The sequence below is a fragment of the Inquilinus limosus genome (genome assembly GCF_002195995.1).
GTDB lineage: Bacteria > Pseudomonadota > Alphaproteobacteria > DSM-16000 > Inquilinaceae > Inquilinus > Inquilinus limosus_C.
The window spans coordinates 73,402-95,984 of the sequence record NZ_NHON01000028.1 but is presented as its reverse complement, the minus strand read 5'-3'; the positions used below and the strand labels follow the sequence as shown (position 1 = coordinate 95,984).

General features: G+C 70.5%; 25 protein-coding genes. 12 read left to right on the top strand and 13 right to left on the bottom strand.

Annotation, left to right across the window (positions count from 1 at the left end; genetic code table 11):
- Positions 1-68: 68 nt before the first annotated feature.
- The 3 genes from BWR60_RS16350 to pspF form a co-directional block, all read right to left on the bottom strand.
- Positions 69-953, bottom strand: a complete 885-nt coding sequence (locus tag BWR60_RS16350) for an MBL fold metallo-hydrolase (protein WP_088152082.1) — start codon at positions 951-953, stop codon at positions 69-71.
- 237 nt (positions 954-1,190) lie between these two features.
- Positions 1,191-2,021, bottom strand: coding sequence for an SDR family oxidoreductase (locus BWR60_RS16345; protein ID WP_088152081.1), 831 nt, complete (start codon positions 2,019-2,021; stop codon positions 1,191-1,193).
- Complete coding sequence (gene pspF, locus BWR60_RS16340) at positions 2,018-3,034, bottom strand: phage shock protein operon transcriptional activator (protein ID WP_088152080.1); 1,017 nt, start codon at positions 3,032-3,034, stop codon at positions 2,018-2,020. The genes BWR60_RS16345 and pspF overlap by 4 nt, the downstream gene beginning before the upstream one ends.
- Positions 3,035-3,192: 158 nt before the next feature.
- Between pspF and BWR60_RS37090 the strand changes: the two genes are divergently transcribed.
- The 6 genes from BWR60_RS37090 to BWR60_RS16315 are packed head-to-tail and all read left to right on the top strand — an operon-like array spanning position 3,193 to position 5,855.
- Entirely contained in the window at positions 3,193-3,357 is a 165-nt protein-coding gene (locus BWR60_RS37090) for a hypothetical protein (RefSeq protein WP_179221791.1), read from the top strand.
- Between the two features lie 20 nt (positions 3,358-3,377).
- Positions 3,378-4,046 (top strand): phage shock protein PspA, encoded by a 669-nt coding sequence (gene pspA / locus BWR60_RS16335; protein ID WP_088152079.1) that lies wholly within the window; start codon positions 3,378-3,380, stop codon positions 4,044-4,046.
- A gap of 57 nt (positions 4,047-4,103) precedes the next feature.
- On the top strand, positions 4,104-4,337 hold the full coding sequence (gene pspB, locus BWR60_RS16330; protein ID WP_034846345.1) for an envelope stress response membrane protein PspB: 234 nt from the start codon (positions 4,104-4,106) through the stop codon (positions 4,335-4,337).
- On the top strand, positions 4,334-4,735 hold the full coding sequence (gene pspC, locus BWR60_RS16325; RefSeq protein ID WP_088152100.1) for an envelope stress response membrane protein PspC: 402 nt from the start codon (positions 4,334-4,336) through the stop codon (positions 4,733-4,735). The genes pspB and pspC overlap by 4 nt, the downstream gene beginning before the upstream one ends.
- Positions 4,736-4,769: 34 nt before the next feature.
- Positions 4,770-5,135, top strand: coding sequence for a DUF4870 family protein (locus BWR60_RS16320; protein WP_052121506.1), 366 nt, complete (start codon positions 4,770-4,772; stop codon positions 5,133-5,135).
- Positions 5,136-5,192: 57 nt separating this feature from the next.
- Complete coding sequence (locus BWR60_RS16315) at positions 5,193-5,855, top strand: hypothetical protein (protein WP_088152078.1); 663 nt, start codon at positions 5,193-5,195, stop codon at positions 5,853-5,855.
- 16 nt (positions 5,856-5,871) lie between these two features.
- Here BWR60_RS16315 and BWR60_RS16310 read toward each other — a convergent pair whose 3' ends face one another.
- A complete protein-coding gene (locus tag BWR60_RS16310) occupies positions 5,872-6,759 on the bottom strand; it encodes an alpha/beta fold hydrolase (RefSeq protein WP_088152077.1) in 888 nt (295 codons plus the stop codon).
- A 117-nt stretch (positions 6,760-6,876) separates the two neighbouring features.
- Between BWR60_RS16310 and BWR60_RS16305 the strand changes: the two genes are divergently transcribed.
- From BWR60_RS16305 to otsA, 3 genes are all read left to right on the top strand, one after another.
- Positions 6,877-7,818 (top strand): LysR family transcriptional regulator, encoded by a 942-nt coding sequence (locus BWR60_RS16305; RefSeq protein ID WP_088152076.1) that lies wholly within the window; start codon positions 6,877-6,879, stop codon positions 7,816-7,818.
- A gap of 161 nt (positions 7,819-7,979) precedes the next feature.
- The gene (gene otsB, locus BWR60_RS16300; protein ID WP_179221795.1) at positions 7,980-8,738 is read left to right on the top strand and encodes a trehalose-phosphatase; all 759 of its coding nucleotides are present in this window, start codon (positions 7,980-7,982) and stop codon (positions 8,736-8,738) included.
- Between the two features lie 14 nt (positions 8,739-8,752).
- On the top strand, positions 8,753-10,123 hold the full coding sequence (gene otsA / locus BWR60_RS16295; protein ID WP_088152074.1) for an alpha,alpha-trehalose-phosphate synthase (UDP-forming): 1,371 nt from the start codon (positions 8,753-8,755) through the stop codon (positions 10,121-10,123).
- 181 nt (positions 10,124-10,304) lie between these two features.
- Here the strand turns inward: otsA and BWR60_RS16290 are convergent, their stop codons facing one another.
- From BWR60_RS16290 to BWR60_RS16275, 4 genes are all read right to left on the bottom strand, one after another.
- Positions 10,305-11,333 carry an ABC transporter permease gene (locus BWR60_RS16290; RefSeq protein ID WP_218823531.1) on the bottom strand — a complete coding sequence of 343 codons (1,029 nt, stop codon included), beginning with the start codon at positions 11,331-11,333 and terminating at the stop codon, positions 10,305-10,307.
- Positions 11,334-11,490: 157 nt separating this feature from the next.
- Complete coding sequence (locus BWR60_RS16285; protein WP_088152073.1) at positions 11,491-12,546, bottom strand: sugar ABC transporter substrate-binding protein; 1,056 nt, start codon at positions 12,544-12,546, stop codon at positions 11,491-11,493.
- 26 nt (positions 12,547-12,572) lie between these two features.
- Positions 12,573-13,370: an ATP-binding cassette domain-containing protein gene (locus BWR60_RS16280; RefSeq protein ID WP_088152072.1), complete on the bottom strand. Its 798-nt coding sequence runs from the start codon at positions 13,368-13,370 to the stop codon at positions 12,573-12,575.
- Positions 13,367-14,596, bottom strand: coding sequence for an ROK family transcriptional regulator (locus tag BWR60_RS16275; protein WP_088152071.1), 1,230 nt, complete (start codon positions 14,594-14,596; stop codon positions 13,367-13,369). The genes BWR60_RS16280 and BWR60_RS16275 overlap by 4 nt, the downstream gene beginning before the upstream one ends.
- A gap of 279 nt (positions 14,597-14,875) precedes the next feature.
- On the opposite strand from BWR60_RS16275, the gene BWR60_RS16270 reads away from it, so the two are divergent.
- Positions 14,876-15,223 carry a calmodulin gene (locus BWR60_RS16270; RefSeq protein ID WP_088152070.1) on the top strand — a complete coding sequence of 116 codons (348 nt, stop codon included), beginning with the start codon at positions 14,876-14,878 and terminating at the stop codon, positions 15,221-15,223.
- Between the two features lie 23 nt (positions 15,224-15,246).
- Here BWR60_RS16270 and BWR60_RS16265 read toward each other — a convergent pair whose 3' ends face one another.
- From BWR60_RS16265 to BWR60_RS16250, 4 genes are all read right to left on the bottom strand, one after another.
- Entirely contained in the window at positions 15,247-16,344 is a 1,098-nt protein-coding gene (locus tag BWR60_RS16265) for an ABC transporter ATP-binding protein (RefSeq protein WP_088152069.1), read from the bottom strand.
- Positions 16,332-18,038, bottom strand: a complete 1,707-nt coding sequence (locus BWR60_RS16260; protein WP_218823530.1) for an ABC transporter permease — start codon at positions 18,036-18,038, stop codon at positions 16,332-16,334. Before BWR60_RS16260 ends, BWR60_RS16265 begins: the two co-directional genes overlap by 13 nt.
- A 210-nt stretch (positions 18,039-18,248) precedes the next feature.
- A complete protein-coding gene (locus BWR60_RS16255; protein WP_088152068.1) occupies positions 18,249-19,226 on the bottom strand; it encodes an ABC transporter substrate-binding protein in 978 nt (325 codons plus the stop codon).
- 20 nt (positions 19,227-19,246) lie between these two features.
- Entirely contained in the window at positions 19,247-19,846 is a 600-nt protein-coding gene (locus tag BWR60_RS16250; RefSeq protein WP_088152067.1) for a histidine phosphatase family protein, read from the bottom strand.
- Between the two features lie 68 nt (positions 19,847-19,914).
- On the opposite strand from BWR60_RS16250, the gene BWR60_RS16245 reads away from it, so the two are divergent.
- Entirely contained in the window at positions 19,915-20,139 is a 225-nt protein-coding gene (locus BWR60_RS16245) for a hypothetical protein (protein ID WP_088152066.1), read from the top strand.
- Positions 20,140-20,293: 154 nt separating this feature from the next.
- On the opposite strand, the gene BWR60_RS16240 is transcribed toward BWR60_RS16245, so the two are convergent.
- Complete coding sequence (locus BWR60_RS16240) at positions 20,294-21,385, bottom strand: MBL fold metallo-hydrolase (RefSeq protein ID WP_088152065.1); 1,092 nt, start codon at positions 21,383-21,385, stop codon at positions 20,294-20,296.
- A gap of 109 nt (positions 21,386-21,494) precedes the next feature.
- On the opposite strand from BWR60_RS16240, the gene BWR60_RS16235 reads away from it, so the two are divergent.
- The gene (locus tag BWR60_RS16235) at positions 21,495-22,568 is read left to right on the top strand and encodes a LacI family DNA-binding transcriptional regulator (protein ID WP_088152064.1); all 1,074 of its coding nucleotides are present in this window, start codon (positions 21,495-21,497) and stop codon (positions 22,566-22,568) included.
- The last annotated feature ends 15 nt before the right edge of the window (positions 22,569-22,583 follow it).

Below are 22,583 nucleotides of genomic sequence, written 5' to 3'. Positions count from 1 at the left end.
CGGCGGCCATCCTAGATACGGGGCGGGCGCATGTCACTCGGGCGGCCGGGGCCATGGCACCAACGGGATCAGAGCGGCAGGAACCGATAGGCCCGGCCGGCACGCTCGACATGACCGACGCCGGGAAAATCGAGATGCGCGCCGGCGACGAACACACCGCGCTGTGCCGCGCGCTCCAGCATCCCGGCGCGGCAGACCCGTGCCTGCTGCTGGTCGGAGTCGTATTCCCAAGTCAGCTCCGGCCTTTCGAATTGGATCGAGGGCACATGGATGAGATCCCCCCAGATCAGCAGAGTCTCGCCTCCGCTCGACACGTCGAACGCAGTGTGTCCGACTTCATGGCCATGCGCCTGAACGGCGGTGATGCTGTCGCTCAGCTTGAAGCCATCCCCGAACGGCAAACGTGCCTGGCGAAACCGGGAAAGCCGCTCGTACTCGTCGAACATCGACACTTCCTCCTGCGGAACCAGCAGCCGCCGGAGGTTGGGAAACGCATCCGAGCCGTCGGCGGCGACCAGGCCGTGGACGTGGTCCGCATGGGTGTGCGTGACGGCGACGGTCCCGATGCTCTCACGCGCCACGCCGGCCTCGGCCAGCGCGTCGGGCAGCGAGCCCATCGTCGGCAGCCATGCATTCGCCGCTCCCGTATCGATCAGCACGGTCTGGTCGCGATCGATCACCAGAAAGGCGTTGACCGACAGCCGGAGGTGTCCGTCGACCAGTTTCACCTGGGCCGGCATGTCCGATCCAAAAGGACGGTCACCCGCCTGGCGCAATCGGCTGGGCGGCATGTCGACATAGCCGTCGCGGAGAGCGACCACGGTGAGATCGCCGAATTCGTAGCGTGCGAAGTTCGTGCCGGACGCCGTCCTTTTCAGACGACGCTCACCGGCGGAGGCGTTGTTCTGCGAAGCGGCCGCATCGGCCGCTCCCGGAATGTTGCGATGTGTCATGGCGCCAAAGCCCTCAGATAGCGGCACAGCTCGCTCCATGGCGATGGCTGTGCCGAAGCCGGATCCAACCTGGCCATCTCGGCGGGATTTCTTCTATAGCAGAATTCAATCTCCTATAGAAGAATTTCATCCGGCGGCGGCGCGCTGCAGGATGCCTTGGGCCGCCGGGCGCGTCTGGCGCGGATGGATTCGCCGGAATTGTCCGCTTCCGGGGAGCCAGGGGACCTCCCGCCGCCCTCAGTTCACCCCTCGCCCTGTCGCGAAGATCATCAGCCGGTCGAACAGCGCCTCCGGCAGCAGCCGCTTCAGCCGGAACACCAGCCTGGCATCGCTGCCCAGGCGCAGACGCGGCGGCATCCGGCGGGATTCGGCCAGGCGCAGCAGCCGGTCCGCCGCCCGGTCGCTGATCGCGGCGGCGCGCTCCGGTGCCACTCCGCCACGCGCAGCCCGGCGGGCCAGGGAGCGGTCGAAGGCGGCGCGATAGGGCAGGTCCCTCACCGCCGCCGGCGCGTCCAGCCGGGCGTTGAAGCCGGTGTCGTGGCGCCCGGGCTCGACCGCGCAGACCTGCACGCCATGCGGCGCCAGCTCCAGCCGCAGCGCCTCGCTGAAGCCGGACAGGCCGTGCTTGCTGGCGCTGTAGATCGTCATGAACGGCGTGCCGATGAAGCCGAGCACCGAGGAGATGTTGATCACCCGGCCGCGCCGCAGCCGCAGCGCCGGCAGCAGGTCGCGGGTCAGCAGGATCGGGGCCTCGAGATTGGTCGCGATCTGGCGCCGGACCTGGTCGTCGTCCAGCGCCTCCAGCGGGCCGTACAGGCCGTAGCCGGCATTGTTGATCAGGCAGTCCAGGCCCCCGGCCACCGCGGCGGCCGCCGCCGCCCGCTGCGCCGGGTCGGTGACGTCGAGCGGCAGCACGGTGACGCCGGGGATGGCGGCCAGCGCCGCCGTCTCGGGCCGGTCCGCGGGCCCGCGCAAGGTCGCCAGCACCGACCAGCCGGCGGTGGCGAAGCGCTGCGCCGCAGCGAAGCCGAAGCCCGAGCTGCAGCCGGTGATCAGCACGGTCTTCACGCCTCGTCTCCCCCCGACCGTGCCGAAAGCCCGTGCTTGCGCAGCAGGTGCCGCAGCTGGTCGTAGCCGAGGCCGAGCGCGGTGGCCGCCCGGCCCTGGTGCCCGCCCTGGGCCTGCAGCGCCGCCTCCAGCCAGCGCCGCTCCACCGCCGCGATCTCCGCCCGGAAGTCGTAGGGCAGGGCCGGCGCCTCCGCCGCGGCGGGGGCGGGCTCGGCCCCGGCCTGCGGCCCTTTCGGCCGCCAGGGCGAGGCGAAGGGGTCCAGCACGATCTCGGCCACCGCCTCGTCCGGCGGGGTGCGGTACACCGCGCGCTCCACCGCGTTCTTCAGCTCGCGGATGTTGCCGGGCCAGCCATGGCCGTTCAGCGCCGCCATCGCCGCCGGGGCGAAGCGGGGGAAGCCCGGCCGGTCCAGGTCGCGCGCCATGCCCTGGGCGAAATGCGCCGCCAGCAGCGGGATGTCCTCCGGCCGCGCCCGCAGGGGCGGCACGGTCAGCACGTCGAAGGCGAGGCGGTCCAGCAGGTCGCCACGGAACCGCCCGGCCGCGACCTCGCCCGGCAGGTCGACATTGGTGGCGGCGACGACGCGGACATCCACCGTCATGGTCTGGGCGCCGCCCACCCGCTCGATCTCGCCGTACTCGATCACGCGCAGCAGCTTCTCCTGCACCCTGAGGCCGGCATTGGCCAGCTCGTCCAGGAACAGGGTGCCGCCATCGGCGCGCTCGAACCGGCCGACATGGCGCCGCACCGCGCCGGTGAACGCCCCGGCCTCATGGCCGAACAGCTCGCTCTCCAACAGCTCGGGCGACAGGGCGGCGCAGTCCAGCTTGACGAAGGGCCGGTCCCAGCGTGGGGACAGGAAGTGCAGCCGCGCCGCGATCAGCTCCTTGCCCGTGCCGCGCTCGCCGATCACCAGCACCGGCCGGTCCAGCGGCGCCGCGGCCGAGACCCGGTCCAAGAGGTCGGCGAAGGCGGGCGCCTCGCCCAGCAGATGCGGCAGACCGTCGGCCATGGAATCCCTTCGGCGAAATTTTCCGATGATCTGGAAATTTTCGCCGGATGGTCAAGGGGCCCGGTGGGCGGAACGGCGGAATCCGGCCGGATCCGGTTCTGGCACGGCCCTTGCAACCCAGGGGACGACCCGAACGCATCGGGGCTTGAGGAGGACCAATGAGCTTCGACCCGACCGGCACCCGCTCCCGTTACGGCCACAGCGCCGGGACCGCCGACTGGCGCCGCACGGGTGGGCGCCTGCTGGCCTGGATCGCCAGCCGGCCGACCGAGAACTGGGTGTTCTTCGGCGCCGGCGTGCTGATCGCTTCCCTGTTCCTGTAGGATCGAAAGAGGACCATGTGATGGGTATCTTTTCCCGCCTTGGCGACATCATCAACTCGAACATCAATTCCATGCTCGACCGCGCCGAGGATCCCGAGAAGATCGTCCGGCTGATCGTGCAGGAGATGGAGGACACGCTGGTCGAGGTGCGCGCCGCCGCCGCCCGCTCGATCGCGGAGAAGAAGGAGATCCTGCGCAAGGTCGACCAGCTGGAGGCGGCGCAGGCCGAATGGCAGCGCAAGGCCGAGCTGGCGGTCGAGAAGGGCCGTGAGGACCTGGCCAAGGGCGCCCTGGTCGCCAAGGCCCAGGCCGCCACCGCGGCGGAGCTGCTGCGCCGCGAGCTGGAGGTGATCGAGGCCGCGCTGGCCAAGACCAACGAGGATCTCGGCCGGCTCGAGGCCAAGCTGACCGAGGCCAAGAACAAGCAGAAGGCCTTCGCCATCCGGCACGATGCGGCGCGCGACCAGATCCGCATCCGCACCCAGCTGCATGATGGCCGGATCGACGAGGCGCTGTCCCGCTATGAGCAGATCGAGCGCAAGATCGACACGCTGGAGGGCCAGGTCGAGTCCTTCGACCTCGGCCGGCGCAAGAGCCTGAACGAGGAGTTCGCCGACCTCGAGGCCGAGAGCGGCGTCGAGAAGGAGTTGCAGGCGATCAAGGACCGCCTCGGCCGCAGCGGCTCCTGACCGGTATCGTCCAACCGGCCCGGCGCCTGATGCCGGGCCGCAGACGCAAGGACAACCATGTTTCACGCCTTCTTCTTCGTCCCGGTCATCGTCTTCCTGGTGATCGTGGCGCCGATCTGGCTGGTGCTGCACTACGTCACCCGCTGGCGGGCGTCGCGGACGCTGTCGCGTGAGGATGAGCGCATGCTGGTCGACCTGTGGGAAAGCGCCAAGCGGATGGAGCTGCGGATCCAGACCTTGGAGAAGATCCTCGACGCCGAGGCGCCGCAGTGGCGGAGGCCGGCGCCATGAGCGGCCGCTTCACCGAATCGCCGAACCCGCATCGCCTCTACCGCGATCCGGACAACGGCATGTTCCTCGGCGTCTGCGCCGGGCTGGCGGCCTATTTCGGCGTGTCGCCGGGCAAGGTCCGCTTCGGCACCGTCGTCCTGGCCTTCATCTTCTTCCCGCACATCCTGATCGCCTATCTGGCGGCGGCGGTGTTCCTGAAGCGCCGGCCGACGCTCCTGTACCGCAGCCCGGACGAGGAGGTGTTCTGGCGCTCGGTCTCGGTCCAGCCGGCCGACACCTTCTCCGCCATCCGCCACAACTTCCGCGAGCTGGAGCAGCGCATGGCCGGGATGGAGCGCTACGTCACCTCCAGCGAGTTCAAGCTGAACCGGGATTTTCGCGACCTCGAAGGTCGTTGAGAACCGGACACCCACCCGAAGAAAGGAGCCAGCAATGGCCGCCTCCTACCGACCGGATTACGACATCGTCTCGCCGCGCGGCGCGCGCGGCAGCCTGGGCACGGTCGGCCATGTGGTCTATGCGATCTACGCCGTCTCGCTGTTCACCGCCCTGCCGATGTTGATCGGCGTGGTCATCGCCTATCTGGCGCGCGGCGACGCCCGCGGCACCGTGGGCTGGGACCATTTCACCTGGGCGATCCGCACCTTCTGGGCGTTCCTGCTGCTCGGGCTCGTGTTCGGCGCCCTGACCTGGGTGCTGATCGGCTGGCCGCTGCTGGGCCTGCTGTGGCTGTGGACCGTCTACCGCGTCGTCCGCGGCTGGCTGGCCGTGGCCAACCGCACGCCGCTGTACCGCTGATCCCGATGCACCGCTGAAACCGGGCCGGCGCCGCCGGCCGTCCAAGGAGGGTTCGTGATGGGTTCGTTGCAGACCTTGGCCTTCCTGGCGGGACTGGGCACCGCCGATCCCTCCGCGGCGGAGATGGCCGCGCCGGTCGACCTCTCCGGGGTCGACGCGGTGGTGGTGACCGGCGAGGGCCTGTCCGTCGCCGCCACCACCGACCCCGCCCGGCCGCTGCTGGCGGCGCTGCGGCGGACGGAGGATTGCGCCACGACGCTGAAGGTCGACGGCCATGTCCTGACCGTCGATGTCCGCGAGCAGTCCTCGATCTGGCCGCGCGACTACCGGCCGACGCTGTCGCTCAACCTGCGGCCCGGCACCGGCCTGGCGCTGCGGCCGGCCGCGGTCGAGGCCACGCTGGACGGTCGCTTCGGCGCCGTCGCGGTCCAGGCCCACGCGGCCAGGCTGTCGCTGTCCGGCCGGGCCCGGACGCTCGACCTCACGGCCAATGCGGTGCAGGCGACGCTGCGCGCCGACGATCCGGGCGAGGCCATCCGCATCCAGGCCGATGCCGCCGACCTCGACCTCAGCTTCCGCCGCGGCACGCCGGTCAGCTGGGTCGTCGACGCCCGCATGTCGCTGGTCGACAGCGCCATTCCCGCCGCCGCCGGCGACCGGCCGCCGCTGGTCTCGATCAAGGGCGACTTCGTCCGCGCCCGCATCGGCTACGACGACTGAGGCGGGCGCCCGGCAGCTACGCGCCGGCCACCTTGCGGTCGAGGAAGCCGCGGATCAGCGGGAAGGCCTCGTCGGCCTTGTCCTCGAGCACGAAATGGCCGGTGTCGAGCAGGTGGAATTCGAGATCCCGCAGGTCCCGCTTGTAGGGATGGGCACCCGGTTCGGGGAAGATGAAGTCGTTCTTGCCCCAGATGATCAGCGCCGGCGGCTGCTTCTCCCGGAACCAGGCCTGCACCTTGGGGTACAGGGGCAGGTTGTTGCGGTAGTCGTACATCACCGCCATCTGGATGTCGGCGTTGCCGGGGCGGTCCAGCAGCGGCTGGTCATGCGCCCAGTTGTCCGGCGAGACGCGGGTCCGGTCGGAGACGCCGTCCGTGTACTGGAAGATCGTGGTCTCCGGCGCGACCAGGCTCAGCAGTTTGTCCCGACTCTCCGCCTTGCCGTCGGCCCAGTACACCTTGATCGGGTCCCAGAATTCCTTCAGCCCCTCGTCATAGGCGTTGCCGTTCTGAATGATCAGGCCGGTGACGGCGTCCGGATGCTTCAGCGCCAGCTGCCAGCCGACCGGGGCGCCGTAGTCCATCACATACATGGCATAGCGCCGGATCCCCAGCTGCTGCACCAACCCGTCCACCAGCGTGCCGAAGGTCTCGAAGGTGTAGGGGAAGGACCCGGCGGGCGGCGCGTCGCTCTGGCCGTAGCCGGGATAGTCCGGCGCGATGACGTGGTAGCGGTCGGCCAGATACGGGATCAGATTGCGGAACATGTGCGAGGAGGTCGGGAAGCCGTGCAGCAGCAGGACGACCGGGCCGTCCGCCGGGCCGGCCTCGCGGTAGAAGATGCTGACGCCGTCCACGGTCGCGGTCCGGTGGTGCGTCACGGGATAGGCGGGCTTCGGGCTCATGACAATCTCCTGGGAATCGGCATCGGCAGGTCCGCGGCCCCAGTGGTATAGAAATGCGATATCGGGAACATCCTCCGCTTCTGAGAAGCAAGGTTGCTGAATCTGGAAGGATCGGCCATGGACAAGCTGGGCGCGATGGCCATCCTGCTGAAGACCGTGGAGGCCGGCAGCCTTTCGGCCGCCGCGAAGCAGCTGGACGTGCCCCTGGCCACGGTCAGCCGGAGGATCGCGGAGCTCGAGGCGCATCTGCAGGCCCGCATGTTGAACCGGTCGAGCCGCCGGCTCGCCCTGACCGAGGCGGGGCGGCTGTATGTCGAGGCGTGCCGGCGCATCCTCGAGCAGGTGGAGGAGGCGGAGCGGGCCGCGACGGGGATCCACGCAGACCCCAGGGGGCGGCTGACGGTCACGGCCCCGATCGTCTTCGGGCGCACCCACATGATCCCGATCGTCGCGGAATTCCTGGCCCAGTATCCCGAAATCGACCTCAAGCTGGTTCTCGCCGATCGTCTGGTGGATCTGCTGGAGTCCGATGTCGATGTCGCGCTGCGGATCGGCGAGTTGGGCGACAGCAGCCTGATCGCCTCGCGCATCGGCACGGTGCGCCGCGTGACCTGCGCCAGCCCGTCCTATCTCGGCGTCCATGGCCGGCCGCAGAGGCCGGAGGAGCTGCGGGACCACATCTGTGTCACCTTCGACAACCTCGCATCGCCGGTGGCCTGGCGCTTCTCGTCGGCGAAAGGCGATGTGATGGTGCCGATCCGGTCGCGGCTGGTCGTCACGACGGCGGAGGCCGCGGTCGACGGGGCCGTCGCCGGTCTGGGGCTGACGCGGCTGTTGTCGTACCAGGTCTCGGAGGCGAAGCGCGCCGGAAAGCTCGAGCCGGTCCTCGAGGAGCATGAGCTGCCGCCCTGGCCGGTCAGCCTGGTCTATCCCGGCCAGCAGCTGCTGCCGCGCAAGACGCGGGCCTTCCTCGATTTCGCGGCGCCGCGGCTGAAAGCCCGGCTGCAGGACGACGCGGTCCTGTTCGAGTCGCGGGCGGTCGGAACCTCGGCAAGATAATCCTGCCCCTCCCTTGCCAGGGAGGACCATCGTCCCTACAACAAGTGTCAGGCGCATCGCTCCGCCGGCCAGATCCGGCGGCGGATACGCCTGTCGTCGTGTCCGGAGTCATTCCGGTCCGGCAATCTTTACGAAAAATTGACACGGAGATGTCACCGCGCATGGCGCCGCAGATCATCGACACGACCGCTTTCGCCGACAGTATTTCTGGGCTGGCATTGTTTCTCGATGTCGATGGCTGTCTGATCGACTTGGCCGAGCGGCCCGAGGACGTGGTGGTGCCGCCCGGCCTGCCCGGCGACCTCCTGCGGCTCTCGGATCGTGTCGGCGGCGCCCTGGCCCTGGTTTCCGGCCGCGCCATCGCCGATCTCGACCGGCTGTTCGGCCCGCTGTCGCTGCCCGCCGCCGGCCAGCACGGCCTCGAATGGCGCGCAACGCCGTCAGGCCCGGTCGAGCGGGTGCCGATCGACCGCGCGGTGCTCGACCGGCTGGGCGCGGCCCTGGCCGGCTTCGCCGCCGGGCGCCCCGGGCTGCGGGTCGAGCCCAAGGGCGCCGCGGTGGCGATCCACTACCGCCAGGCGCCCGCCCTCGGGCCCGAGGTCATCGCCTTCGCCCGCGGCCTGACGGCCGGCGCGCCGGGCTGGCACGCTTTGGCCGGCAAGATGGTGGTTGAGCTCAAGCCCGACGGCGTCGACAAGGGCGCCGCGGTCGAGCGGTTCCTGGCCCTGCCCCCTTTCGCCGGGCGCCGGCCGCTGGCGGCGGGGGACGACATCACCGACGAGGATAGCTTCGCCGCGGCGCTGCGCCATGACGGCATCGCGCTGCAGGTCGGCGACAGGGAACCGACCGTGGCGAACCGCCGTTTGCCTGATCCCGCGGCCATGCGCGAATGGATCGCGCATCTGGCCGCATCCCGTTGACGGCGAGGGAACGCATGGGCCGCCTGATCGTGGTCTCGAACCGCATCGCCCCGGTGGAGGAGGGCAAGGCGCCGCAGGGCGGCCTGGCCGTCGCCGTGCTGGCGGCGCTGAAGGAGACCGGGGGCATCTGGCTGGGCTGGAGCGGCCGGCTGGCGGAGGATGCGTCGCCGCAGCCGAAGCTGAAGCGCGCCGGGCCGCTGACCTATGCGATGCTGGACCTGACGCCGCAGGATTTCGACCTCTACTACAACGGCCACGCCAATTCGGTGCTGTGGCCGGTGTTCCACTACCGCACCCAGCTGGTGCACTACACCCGCGCGGCGGAGGATGGCTATCGCCGGGTCAACGCCCTGTTCGCCGACGCCCTGCTGCCGCTGCTGCAGCCCGGCGACCGGATCTGGGTGCATGACTACCAGCTGATCCCGCTGGGCCGGGCGCTGCGCGAGCGTGGGGTGGAGGCGCCGATCGGCTTCTTCCTGCACACGCCCTTCCCGACGCCGGAGGTGCTGCGCACCCTGCCGACGCATCGCGACCTGCTGCGCGACCTCGCCGCCTATGACGTGGTCGGCCTGCACACCACGCGCGACCGTGACGCGCTGCTGTCCGCCTGGCACCGCACCTGGCGCGAGACCACCGACGGCCGGGTCGAGGTCGACGGCCGCCGCATCGTGGTCGAGGCTTTCCCGATCTCGATCGAGACCGAGGAGATCGCGGCCGACGCCCCCGGCGCCTGGAACATGCGGTCGGCGCACCGGCTGCGCGACAGCCTGGTCGGGCGCGACCTGATCATCGGCGTCGACCGGCTGGACTATTCCAAGGGCCTGCCGCGCCGCTTCGAGGCGTTCCGCACCCTGCTGGAGCGTTGGCCCGACCGGCGCGGCCGCGTCAGCTACATGCAGATCGCGCCGCCGACCCGCAGCGATGTCGCCGAGTATCAGGAGATCCGGCACCAGCTGGAAAGCCTGGCCGGGGCGGTCAATGGCGAGTTCGCCGACATCGACTGGGTGCCGCTGCGCTACCTGAACAAGAGCGTGCCGCGCAAGACGCTGCTGGGCTTCTACCGCTCGGCCAGGGTCGGGCTGGTGACGCCGATGCGCGACGGCATGAACCTGGTCGCCAAGGAGTATGTCGCGGCCCAGGACCCGGAGGCTCCGGGCGTGCTGGTGCTGTCGGAATTCGCCGGCGCGGCGGAGGAGCTGGAGGCGGCGCTGATCGTCAACCCGTTCGACGTCGAAGGCGTGGCCGAGGCGCTGGAGCGGGCCCTGACCATGCCGGTGGAGGAGCGGCGCGAGCGCCACGCCGCGCTGATGCGGGTGCTGCGCGGCAACGACATCGGCCATTGGCGGCGCCGCTTCATGGCGGCGCTGGAGGGCGCGGCGGCCTAGGCCTTTCCGGAACGCTCATTCCTCGCTGTCATTGCGAGGAGGCGAAGCCGACGAATCCATCCAGGGGCCGGTTCGCACTGGCCCTGGATTGCTTCGCTGCGCTCGCAATGACGGTGTTTGGAATTCTGAAAAGATCTCGCTTGCGGGAGAGGCAATCGAATGGCGCTTGAGAGGTCGCCGACTACAGATACCGCTTCCGGATCGAGGTCTTCAGCGTGTCCAGCAGCACCGCGGCCAGCACCAGCGTGCCCTGGATCACCTGGGTGTAGTGCGGCGGCATGCCCATGACGTTGATCGCGGTGCGGATCGCGCTCAAGAGCAGCACGCCGGCGAAGACGCCGGACAGGCGGCCGGCGCCGCCCTTCAGGCTGACGCCGCCGATCACCACCGCGGCGAAGGTCTCGAACAGCATGCCGATGCCGAGATTGGCGGTCGCGCCGGCGGTGCGGGCGGCCAGCAGCCAGCCGGCGAAGGCGGCCAGGCCGCCGGACAGCATGAAGGCGATCGTCACCAGCCGGTCGACCTTGATCCCGGCCCGGAACGGCGCCTGCGGGTTGCCGCCGATCATGTACAGGTGCCGGCCGAACGGTGTCCTGGCCAGGATGAAGCCGAAGACGATGAACACCGCGATCAGGATCCAGGCCAGCACCGGGATGCCCAGGACCGTGCCGATGGCGACGGCGCGCAGCTCGGCCGGCAGGCCGTAGACCGACCGGCCGCCGGAGGACGCGACGACCGCCCCGCGCAGCGCGATATAGCCGGCCAGGGTGACGATGAAGGCGTTGATCTTGAACCGCACCACCAGCGCGGCGTTGACCAGGCCGACGACGCAGCCGACCAGGACCGCGCCGATCAGCGTCACCGGCAGCACCAGCCAGGGCGGGTCCAGCGTCCAGCCCAGCCCGGCGCCGTTGGTGCCGAAGAACAGCGCCGTCGTCATCGCCGACAGCGCCAGCACCGATTCGATCGACAGGTCCATCTGCCCGGCGATGATCACCAGCGACAGCCCGACCGCCAGGATGCCGACGAAGGTCGACTGCTCCAGGATGTTGAGGAAGATGCCGGTCTGCAGGAAGCCCGGGATCGCCAGCGAGAACACCGCCAGCACGACCAGCAGGATCAGCCAGACGATGTGGTCGAGCACCGGCTCGATCCAGGCGCGGCCGCGCCGGTCGGCGGTCGGGGAGGCGGGCACGCTGCGGTCCATCATCGGTCCTCGGGGCAAGGCGCTGTCGGGGTTCCCATGCCGTCATTGCGAGGAGGCGAAGCCGACGAAGCAATCCAGGGGCCACGCCAAACGGCCCTGGATTGCTTCGCTGCGCTCGCAATGACGGCGGAGGAAGGAGCAATGGCTCTTCTCGCCGGCGTCACTTCACCGGCTGCACCGGCGTGGTCGGCGCCTTCAGGTTGCCCCAGAAGCGCGGGTCGTCGACGTTGTCCTTGGTGATCGCGGCGCCCGGGATCTTCAGGTTCGGGCCCCATGTCTCGTCGGTCAGCTCGGCCTTCAGCCCCAGCACGTCATAGGTGCCGGGCTTCAGCGTCTCCTTGGCCGCGATCTTGTCGACGAACATCGCCAGCCCATAGGCCTGGGCGTAGAGCGGCTGCTCCACCTCCACCTGCTCCCAGCCCTTGCGGATCAGGTCCAGCCCGACCGGCGCGCCGTTCGAGCTGACCAGCATGACGTCGCCCGGCTTCTTGCCCTTGGCCTCCAGGATGCCGGCCACCGGCACCGCCAGATGCGCGGCATGGACGAAGATCAGGTCGATGTCCGGGTTGGTCAGCAGCTGGTCCGAGGCGATGTTGCCGGCGTTGGTCGCCTCCCATTGCAGCGCCGCCTGGGTGATGATCTTGACGTCCGGGAAGGCCTTCATCTTGGCCTCGAACCCCTTCTGGATGTCCAGCGTGTAGCTGTCGCCCGGGTCGCCCAGGATCTGCAGCACCTTGCCCTTGACCGAGCCGTGGCGGGCCTTCAGCAGGCCCTGGATCTGGTCGGCCGCGATCTCGCCGATCTGCACCGTGCCGGCGACCGAGGTCAGGTCGACCGGGGTCGAGGTGATCTGCCGGTCGAACACCAGCACCGGGATGCCGGCGTCGCGCGCCTTCTGGATGCCGGGCACGACCGAATCGAAATCGACCGCGGCCAGCACGATCGCCTTCGGCTTCAGCCTGATCACGTCGTCGAACTGGTTCAGCTGCAGGTCGGTGCGGTTCTGGGCGTCCAGCGACACCGTCTCGTAGCCGACCTGCTTCATTGCATTGGTGATCACGGTCACCGATTCCGTCTGGAACTCGTCCAGCAGGGTCGGCACCAGGTAGTAGACCTTGCCCTTGTCCTGGGCGAAGGCGCCAGTGCCCCCTGCCATGGCCGTCAGCGCCATCAGGGCGATCGCCGCCGCCCCGACTATCCGTCTCGCGATCCGCATGTTGTTGCCTCCTCTGTTCTGGTTTCTCAGGCGACGCGTTGCGTCACGTCGCCAGTGATCATCCGCACCACCTCCTCGGGGCTGCTCCCGGCCGTCGCCACGTCGCCGGTGATCCGGCCGTGGCGCAGCACGACGATCCGGTCCGCCACCTGGAAGGCATGCGTCATGTTGTGGGTGATCAGGATCACGGCGACGCCCTGGTCGCGGACCCGGGCGATCATCTCCAGCCCCCGCCGGGTCTGCTCGACGCCCAGCGCGGCGAAGGGCTCGTCCAGCATCACCATCTTGCCGCCCCAATGGACGAAGCGGCTCAGCTCGATCGCCTGGCGCTGGCCGCCGGACAGGTGCTCGGCATGGGTGCGGACCGAGGGGATGCGGGTGCCGGCGGCGCTCAGCGCCTGTTCGGTGATCGCCTGCATCTCGCGCTCGCGCAGCACCGGGATGCCCAGGATCCTGCGGGTCAGCTCGCGGCCCATGAAGAAATTGGCGACGACGTCGACATTCATGCACAGCGACAGGTCCTGATAGACCGTCTCGATGCCGCGCGCCTTGGCGTCGGCCGGGCTGGCGAAGCGGCACTCGTCGCCCTCGAAGACCACCCGGCCGGCCGTCGGCTGCAGCCCGCCGGAGATGATCTTGATCAGGGTCGACTTGCCGGCGCCGTTGTCGCCCAGCAGGGCCAGCACCTCGCCGGCGCGCACGCTGAAGCTGGCATCGGTCAGCGCCGTGACCGCGCCGAAGCGCATCTGGATATGCTCCAGCCGCAGCAGCTCGCGGCCGTCCGTTGCCGCCTGGGCCGCCGTGCTTCGGGCCGTGTCGGTCATGCGCGTGCCTCCGTGGCGATGGGGATGGCGGGCTGGGTCGGAAGCGGCTCCGGCTCGGCGAACAGCAGGCCGGATCGCGGCGACAGCAGGCCCGAGATGGCCAGGACGGCCGCCCCGACCAGCGCGTTCTCGGCGCCGATCGCCGACAGGGCCAGGCGCGGCATGGTCCGGTCGGCGCGCCGGCTGACCGACGGCAGCAGCGGCTCCAGCCGCTCCGCCAGCCGGTGCAGGATCGGCCCCGGCAGCTCTCCGCCCAGCACGATGCAGGCGGGGTCTAGCAGGTTCTCGAGCGCGCAGAGGGTCCGGCGCAGCGGCGGCACTGCCGCCTCGATCCAGGCGATCACGGCGGGATGGTCCGGATCGGCCAGGTCCGGCGCCGCCCCGGCTTCGGCCAGCGCGGTCCGCAGCGCATGCACCGAGACATAGGTCTCGAGGCAGCCCTCATTGCCGCAGCTGCAGGCGCGGCCGCCCGGCACGATCGGCATGTGGCCGAGCTCGCCGGCATTGCCCCAGGCGCCGGGATGGACCTGGCCGTCGACCACCAGCCCGCTGCCCAGGCCGATACCGAAATGGATGTAGAAGAAGTCGCGCAGGCTGCGGCCCAGCCCGAACATCGCCTCGCTCAGCGCCGCGGCGGGGGCGTCGCCGCCGACGAAGCATGGCAGGCCGGCCAGGTCCTGCAGCCGCTCCGCCACCGGCACGCCGGCCCAGCCGGGCAGGGTGGTGGGGCCGACGAAGCTCATGGCATCGACATCGAACGGCCCGGGCATAGCCAGGCCGACCCCCAGCACCCGCCCCGGCTTTCGGCCCCGCGCCGCCTGGCCCAGCCGCCGCACCATCGCCGCCATCGCCGGCAGGGCCGTTTCCGGGGTGGGGGCGGGCAGGGTCGTTTCCGTGCGTCCGCGCACGACGCCGGTCAGGTCCAGCAGCGCGCCGCGCAGTCGGTCGCGGGTCAGCTGCAGGCCGACGGCGCAGCCGCCATCGGGGTCGACCGCCAGCTCGATCGCCGGCTGGCCGGGGCCCTTCGGCGTGCCGCGCCGCGCGGTCAGCAAGCCCATCTCCTCGAATTCGCGGATGATGTTGGTGATGGTTTGCGGGCTCAGCGCCACCAGCCGGGCGATGTCGGCGCGCGAGATCGGCCCGTGCAGGCGCACAGCCTCCAGCACGATGCGCCGGTTGTACGGCCGTCCGAGATCCTGGTTCGTGCCTTTCAGCCGCGTTGCCATGCAGCCTCCCGATCGGAAGCCTGATCCGGGCCGGATAATTCGTCAAATGGTTTTATGAATTCGGCGGCGCGCCGTTGCGGTGGGTGGCGGCCCCATCCTCCACACGGACGTCATCCAAAATCGGTTGTCTTCCAGCAATGTCTCTCAACATTACATAAAACTGTATTTTATATTCAACAATTGTTAATTGACTCAGGAAGAATATGAACCTAACTTAGTTATGGAGTCCGATTCATCAGTAAATTTCCTTGTACACTTAGTAACATACGGAGCATAGACATGCCTGCTTATTTCGCATTCACGCAGCCGTCCAGCCCGGGCCAGGAATTCGTCATCCAGCTCGACGATCAAAATCGAATCCAGCAGGCCCGTGACATCCTGTCCGGCAAGGAAACGGAAAAGGTTCACGTCCATGGCCGGATCGTCAAGCGCAGGGCGCCCTACAACCCGAAATTCAACTTCTACCTCGACCCGCAGACGATCGATTTCTTCGCTTATGCGATCGAGGTCTGCGATGCGGACATGCAGTATGTCGAAGACCATCTCGACGAGGCCTGCGGCGCCTTCCTGCCGGGCTGCCATTGGTGCCCCTGGAACTCGAAGCTGAGCCGCGAGGTCAGCCCGTAAGCCTCACACCGGCGGCGGAGCCGTCACTCCGCCGCCATCGCCGCTGAATCGGACCCCGGCGGCATCAGCCAGCCATCCTCGAGCCTGAGACGCAGGGTCGCGCCCTCCTTCGGCGGCGCGCCGCGATGGGCGACCCGCAGCACTCGGTCCGGGTCGGCATCCGGCCGGCAATGCAGGATGGTCACCGCGCCCTCGAACACCGCGCGCTCCAGCCGCGCCGGGATGCCCTCGGCCGGGTCGACCGCCAGCCCCTCGGCCCGCAGGCAGGCGGTCTGCGAGGGCGTGTGCGCCCCCGGGCCGCAGCGCAGCCGCACCGCATGGCCCCACAGATCCGCGGCGCACAGGCCGGGGCCGGCGCCGCTGCGCCAGGTCACCGGCACCACCATGCCGCGGCCGACGAAATCCGCCACCATCGCCGTCGCCGGCTCGGCATAGAGCTGCCGCGGCGGCGCCACCTGCTGCAGGCGGCCGTGATCCATCACCGCGATGCGGTCGGCCAGCGCCATCGCCTCGGCCTGGTCGTGGGTGACATAGACCACGGTGGCGCCCAGCTGCCGGTGCAGCCGGCGGAACTCCGCCTGCAGCGCGTCGCGCAGATGGACGTCGAGATTGGCCAGCGGCTCGTCCATCAGCACCAGGGCCGGCGCCATCGCCAGGCAGCGGGCCAGGGCCACACGCTGGCGCTGGCCGCCGGACAGTGTCTCCGGCCGGGCCTCGGCGCGGTCGGTCAGGCCGACCGCCGCCAGCGCCTGGTCGGACCGCTGCGCCCGTTCCGCCGCCGGCAGCCGGCGGATGCGCAGGGCGTAGTCGACATTCTCGCGCACCGTCATATGCGGCCACAGCGCGTAGGACTGGAACACCATGCCGATGCCGCGCTCCTCCGCCGGCACCATCGTCCCACCGCCGGCCCCGGCCTGGGCGACCACGCGGCCGCCGATCCGGATCGTGCCGGCATCCGGCGCGTCGAAGCCGGCGAGCAGGCGCAGCAGCGTGGTCTTGCCGCAGCCGGACGGGCCGAGCAGCGCCAGGAACTCGCCCTGCGCCACCTGCAGGTCCACCCCGTCGACCGCGACGCGGGGACCGAAGCGCCGGACGACGCGGTCGATGTCTACGGCAGCCATGGCAGCGATCCCCTGGGCAGGCGGCGGGCGAACAGCGTGGCGAGGCCGGCGAGGCCGAGCGTGACCAGCACGGTCAGCACCGCGACGGCCGAGGCGGCGGTGGCGGCACCCTCCGCCTGCAGCGAGAACACCATCACCCCGACCGTCTCGCTGCCGCGCGACCAGAGGAGGGCGGAGACCGTCAGCTCGTTGAAGGCGGTCAGGAACACCAGGATGGCGCCGGTCGCCACCGCCGGGACCACGGCGGGCAGGACGATGCCGAGCAGGCGCCGCGGGCCGCGGGCGCCGGCCAGCCTCGCCGCCTCCTCCGGCGCCGGGTCGGCCTGGGCCATCGCCGCCGCCACCGGCCGCAGCGCCAGCGCCAGGAACCGGCCGAGATAGGCGGCCAGGATGATCCACAGCGTGCCGTACAGGCTGATCCCCAGCACCGGCAGCGGCCGCAGCAGCAGGAGGATCGCGGCGATCGCGGTCAGCACGCCGGGCAGCGCATAGGGCAGGTCGGCCAGGGTGTCGAGCCAGCGCATCGCCCGCCAGCGCCGCGCCTCGGCGTAATAGGCCAGGACCAGCCCGACCGAAGCCGTGGCCAGCGCCGCGATGGCGGCCAGCAGCGCGCTGTTCAGGAAGGCGCGGCGGGTGGCGTCGTGCTGGAACAGGATGTAGCCGAACTGGTCGAGGCTGGCGGTGTCGAGGCTGAGCTCCACCCCCAGCGCCGGCACCAGGGCCGAGGCCAGGAGAGCCAGCAGCGGGGCGATCGACAGCACGCCGACGATCATCCAAAGCGCCGCCTCCGCCCAGGGCCGGGCCCGGCCGAGCGGCAGGACCGGCCCGGTCGGCCCGGTGCGCACCAGCACCGGCGCCCGGGCCGCGGCCCAGCGCTGCAGCCCGAGGCCGAGGGCCGCCAGCGCGGCCAGCACCAGGGCCAGCGCCGCGACCTCGCCCAGCACCGAAGGGCCGAAGCCGCTGAGCCGCTGGTAGATCAGCGTGGTCAGCACGCTGTAGCGGCCGGGGATGCCAAGCAGCGCCGGCACGCCGAAATTGCCGATGGCCGAGACGAAGGCCAGCGCCGCGCCGGCCCCGAAGGCCGGGCGCAGCAGCGGCAGCAGGATGCCGAGCAGGATCCGCGGGCCTCTGGCGCCGGCGGCCCGCGCGGCCTCGACCAGGTCGCAGGGCAGGCTTCGAATCGCGGCGGTGACGGCGAGGAACACCAGCGCCGCATGCTCCAGCCCCATGATCCAGACCACGCCGCCGCCGGAATAGAGCGGGTGGTTCGGCCAGCGGCCGGTGACGGCGTCCAGCAGGGCGCGCGCCGGGGTGCCGGCGTCGAGCAGCCGGATCCAGGCCAAAGCGGCGATCTGCGGCGGGATCAGCATCGGCAGCAGGCACAGCAGGGCGAGCACGCCGCGGCGGCGGATGTCGGTCAGGCCGATGGCAAGCGCCAGCCCGCCGCCGACCACGACCGAGACCAGGGTGGAGCCGAGGCCGGAGACGATGGTGTTCTGCAGCGCCCGCAGCGTCGCCCGGCCGCCGAGCATGGCCAGCGCCGCGTCCGGCTGCGCCAGCCCCTCGGCGAACAGGCGCAAGAGCGGCAAGGCGCAGAGCAGCAGCACATAGGCAGCGGCCGCCCCGGCCAGGGCAGGATCGCCCCAGCGGCGGGGGCGGAGGGCTGCGGGAGTGGTCGCCAGGGACTCGGTCACGGGCACGCTGGAACTGCGATCGACGATCTCGGAGCCTCCCGTACCATCATCGCGGGCGCCGGTCTCCCCCTCACCCTCCCGTTGCCAACGCAACGGGCCCCTCCCTCTCCCCAAGGAGAGGGAAAATCACCTCTCCCTCGGGGAGAGGTCGGAATCGCGCAGCGATTCCGGGTGAGGGGGCGGCGCCGGCCTATCAGCCTAAAGCGTCCCTCACCCGCCGAAGGCGTCGGTGAACTTGCGCTTGTTCTCGTCGACGCCCTTGGACAGGGTCTCGGCCGAGACCGGCATCAGCTTCAGCGCCGCGGCCGCGGGGCGGCCGGGCGGCAGGGCGACGCCGGGCTTGCCGGGGATGTAGCCCTGCTTCGCCATATAGGCCTGCCCGTCATCCGACAGCAGCCAGTTGACGAAGGTCTTGGCGTCGGCGACGTCGTCCGCCGTCTTCAGGATCGCCACCGGCTCGGTCACCACCGACACGCCGTCCGACGGATAGACGAAGTCGACCGGCGAGCCCTTGGCCTTGGCGTTCAGCGCCATGAAGTCGACGATGATGCCGTAGCTCTTCTGGCCGGTGGCCACCGCCTCCATCACCGTGCCGTTGCCCTGGCCGGCGACCGCACCGTTCGCCGCCAGCTTGTCGAGATAGTCCCAGCCCAGGCCCGGCTGCGCCGCGACGGTGCCGACATGGATCACGGCGGCGCCGGAATAGAGCGGGCTGGCCATGATCACCTGGTCCTTGGCCGCGGCCGACAGCAGGTCGGCCCACGACTTGGGCGCCGGCGCGCCGGACTTGGTGTTCCAGGCGATGCCGGTCGGGATCAGCTTGGTGCCGAAATAGGTCTTGTCCGGATCGGCGAAGCCGTCGGGGAAGCCCTGGATCGGCGCGTCGGTGTAGGCCAGCAGGCGGCCGTCATCCTTGAGCTGCTGCATCGCCACCGCATCGGCGATGAACACCACATCCGGCTGCGGCGACCCGGCCGCGAACTCCGCCTGCAGCTTGTTCAGCACCTCGGTGGTGCCGGAGCGGAAGAACTTGACCTTCACCTCCGGATGCGCCTTGTTGAACTCGGCGACCAGGGCCGTCATCGCCTCGTTCGGGGTCGAGGTGTAGATCATCAGCGATCCTGGCGCCGCGAGCGCCGCGGTGGACACGGCCGTCAAGGCGGCGGCGAAAAGCAGGCGGGTCAGCATCGGCGTCGATCCCAAGGATTTTAGACAATGACCGGGGTGCTAGCAGGTTCCGGTTGCAGTTTCGTGACCGGTTCCAGCGTCCAGGGCAACCCCGCACTGTCCGGCGGGGTGAAGCGCATCGGCAGGGCGTTGGCCACGCCCTTGGCCTCGAAGTCCAGCCCCAGCCGGTCGCGTAGCACCCGCATGATGCCGGCATGGGCCACGATCAGGACCGGCGAGGGCCGGGCGAGCGGCGCCGGCCCGGCGGCAATGATCGGCTGGCAGGCGGCCCAGGCACGGTCGCGGAATGCCTCCCAGCTCTCGCCGCCCTCGGGATTGGTGAAGTACCCGTCCCGCGCGGCGAGCGGCTGGCCCTCGAGCACGCCCCAGTCACGCTCGACCAGCCCGGCATCGGTCTCGACCGGCAGGCCCAGCGCGTCGGCCACGGCCTCGGCCGTGCGCAGCGCCCGGCTCAGCGGGCTGGCGACGATGCGGCGGATGCCGGACCCGGCCAGCGCGGCCGCCGCCTCCCGCGCCTGGGCCTCGCCCAGTTCGGTCAGGGCGGCGTCGGTGCTGCCGGCGATCACGCCGTCGCGGTTGGCGGTGCTCTGGCCGTGGCGCAGGAACAGGAAGGGCTGCATCGCTCTGAATCGTCCCTATGTTATAGAATGCGATCGGACGTCAGGGTATTCGCGGAGTCGGGTGCACGATGGACGACAAGACGAACAATCTGGTGCTGGAGCATCTGCGCGCGATCCGGACTGATCTGTCCGAGGTGAAGACCGATCTGCGCGAGGTCAAGACCAGGCTCGGCTTGCTGGAAGGGCAGGTGGCGAGCCTGTTCGGACAATACGCCGTTCTGTCGAACCGCATCGACCGCCAGGGCGACGACATCGAGCAGATCCGGAAGCGCCTGAACCTCGTCGAAGCCTGATAACAGCGCCCGAAATATTGATCCGTCATGGCGAGCCCCGAAGGGGCGTGGCCATCCAGGGCCGTTCGCACCGGCCCTTGGATGGCCACGGCGCTGCGCGCCTCGCCATGACGGTTTGGGCCGAAGAGCGGATCTCAAAGCCATTGGCATGAGGTCAAATCTCCACCGTCTCGTCGAGGGCGATGCGGGCGGGGGCGAAGGCCTTGGTCCAGGCGGCGCGGCACTTGGCAGCACCGAAGGCCGGGATCACCGTCTCGGCCCTGAGCGTCCTGGCCAGCGCCGCATTCTGCGACAGGCGCGGATGCACCGGCCAGCGCAGCGCGATCGCCCGGCCGTCCTCCACCGCCTTTCGCGCCGGGGTGCCGGCGGCGACGTAGCCGGTGGCGACCACCGGGCCGTCCTGCGCGCCCCAGCCCTCCAGCAGCGGCCTGGCGGCGCCGCCGGTGGCATTCGGCTTGGCGGCGATGATCGCCCGTTCCGGCGGCGGCTCGACCGAGGCGATCGGCTCGATCCGGCGGCGCAGCGAGTCGAGCATCGTGCCGGCGCCGGGGCGCAGCCAGGCGGGGTCGGCGATCAGCGTGTCGATCATGGCGCGATTGGCGTCGCACACCGCCGGCTTCCGGCCGTTCGCCGCCGCCGCGGCCAGCGCCATCTCCGGCCCGCGCCCGCCGGCCGGGGCCAGCAGCAGCGCGCGCTTCGCCGCGAAGACCGGGGCGAAGGCGGCCAGCCGCGCCTCATGCGGGGTGTCGTCGTCGCCATAGGAGGCGTCGAGGATGGCGACCTTCGCCGGCGGCGGCTCGGCATCAACGGCGAAGACCACCGAGTCGAAGCCCATGTCGCCGGCATAGAACAGCCCGCCGCCGATGGCGAGATGCAGCCACACCCCGCCCGGCGCATGGCCGGAGCGGCCGCAGGTGACGGCGAGGCCGCCCGCCAGCCGGTTCAGGCCCGGCGCCAGCGGCCGGCGGTCGGCCGGCGCGCCCTGCGGCAGCGCCCGCAGCACCGGCGGGGTGGCATAGACCGGCACCGGGCCGAACCGGGCCTCCGGCAGCGAGTCGACATGGTCGGGATGGGCGTGGCTCAGCAGGATGGCGTCGATCGGGCCGAGGCCGGAGAAATCGGGCCGCATGCCTTCGTCCGGCCCGGCGCCGCAGTCGAGCAGCAGGCGGAAGCCCTCCGCCTCCACCAGGAAGCAGGCGGGGCCCTTGCCCCCGACCCCCGAGATCGCCCGTACGCTCGCCGTCATCGGATCCTCCAGATCGCAGATCTCTGCCTAGACGGGAACGGGGCGAGGCGCCACCGCATCCTCCGCAAGGGTCCCTTGACTCCCATATGAAACGTTTCATAGTGGTGCCATGTCGCAGCGTAAGACGACGATCAGGGAGGTGGCGTCGCGCGCCGGGGTCTCGCTCGGCACGGCGTCCAACGTGTTCAACGGCAAGGCCGGGGTCGGGGCCGAGAGCCGGCAGCGGGTGCTGGAGGCGGCCGAGGCGCTGGGCTTCCGCCCGAACAGCCTGGCCGCCGGGCTGCGCCGCCAGCGCACCCGCACCATCGGCCTGGTGGTGCCCGACGTGCTGAACATCGTGTTCAACGAGCTGGTCGAGCATCTCGAGAACATCGCCCTGTCGCAGAGCTATGAGGTGATCATCGTCACCTCGCGCGAGGACCCGGAGCGCGAGCATGAGCGGGTGCGGGCGCTGCTGTCGCGGCGGGTCGACGGGCTGGTGATCGTGCCGACTCGCGACTGGTCGGCGACCGAGCGCGAGATGCGGCACCACCGCATCCCGGTGGTGGTGCTGGACCGCGTCGCCGCCCATGACCACTTCCCCTCCGTCGCGGTCGACAACGCCGCCGCCACCCGGCTCGGCACCGAGCATCTGCTGGGCCTCGGCCATCGCGACCTCGCCTTCGTCATCAACTCCACCCGGCTGTGGAACAGCGCCGCGCGGGTCGAGGGTTTCCTGGCCGCCATGCGCGCCGCCGGGCTGGAAAAGCGCGCCCGCGTGCTGCTGCCGGGCATGACCGAGGAGGAGACGCGGGCCGGGGTGCTGCCCGTCCTCACCGCCGCCAACCGGCCGACCGCCGTGTTCACCGGCAGCAACGTCGCCACACTGGGCGTGCTGCGGGCGGTGCAGGATGCCGGGATGGCGATCCCGCAGGACCTGTCGCTGCTGGCCTTCGACGATTTCGCCTGGCTGACCGTGCTGCGCCCCTTCGTCAGCGCCATCCGCCAGCCGACCGAGGCGCTGGCCGGCCACGCTTGGCGGATCCTGACCGCCGCCTTCGAGGCGCCGGACCGGCCCGCGGAGCATATCCGCCTGCCGGCGCCGCTGATCGCGCGCGAGACCACCGCCGCGCCGCCGGGCAAGGTCAAGGCACCGCGCCGGATGAAAGCTTTCAAGGACACGGTGGACGGGGCCCTGCCCTGAACCGCCGGGCCGGGC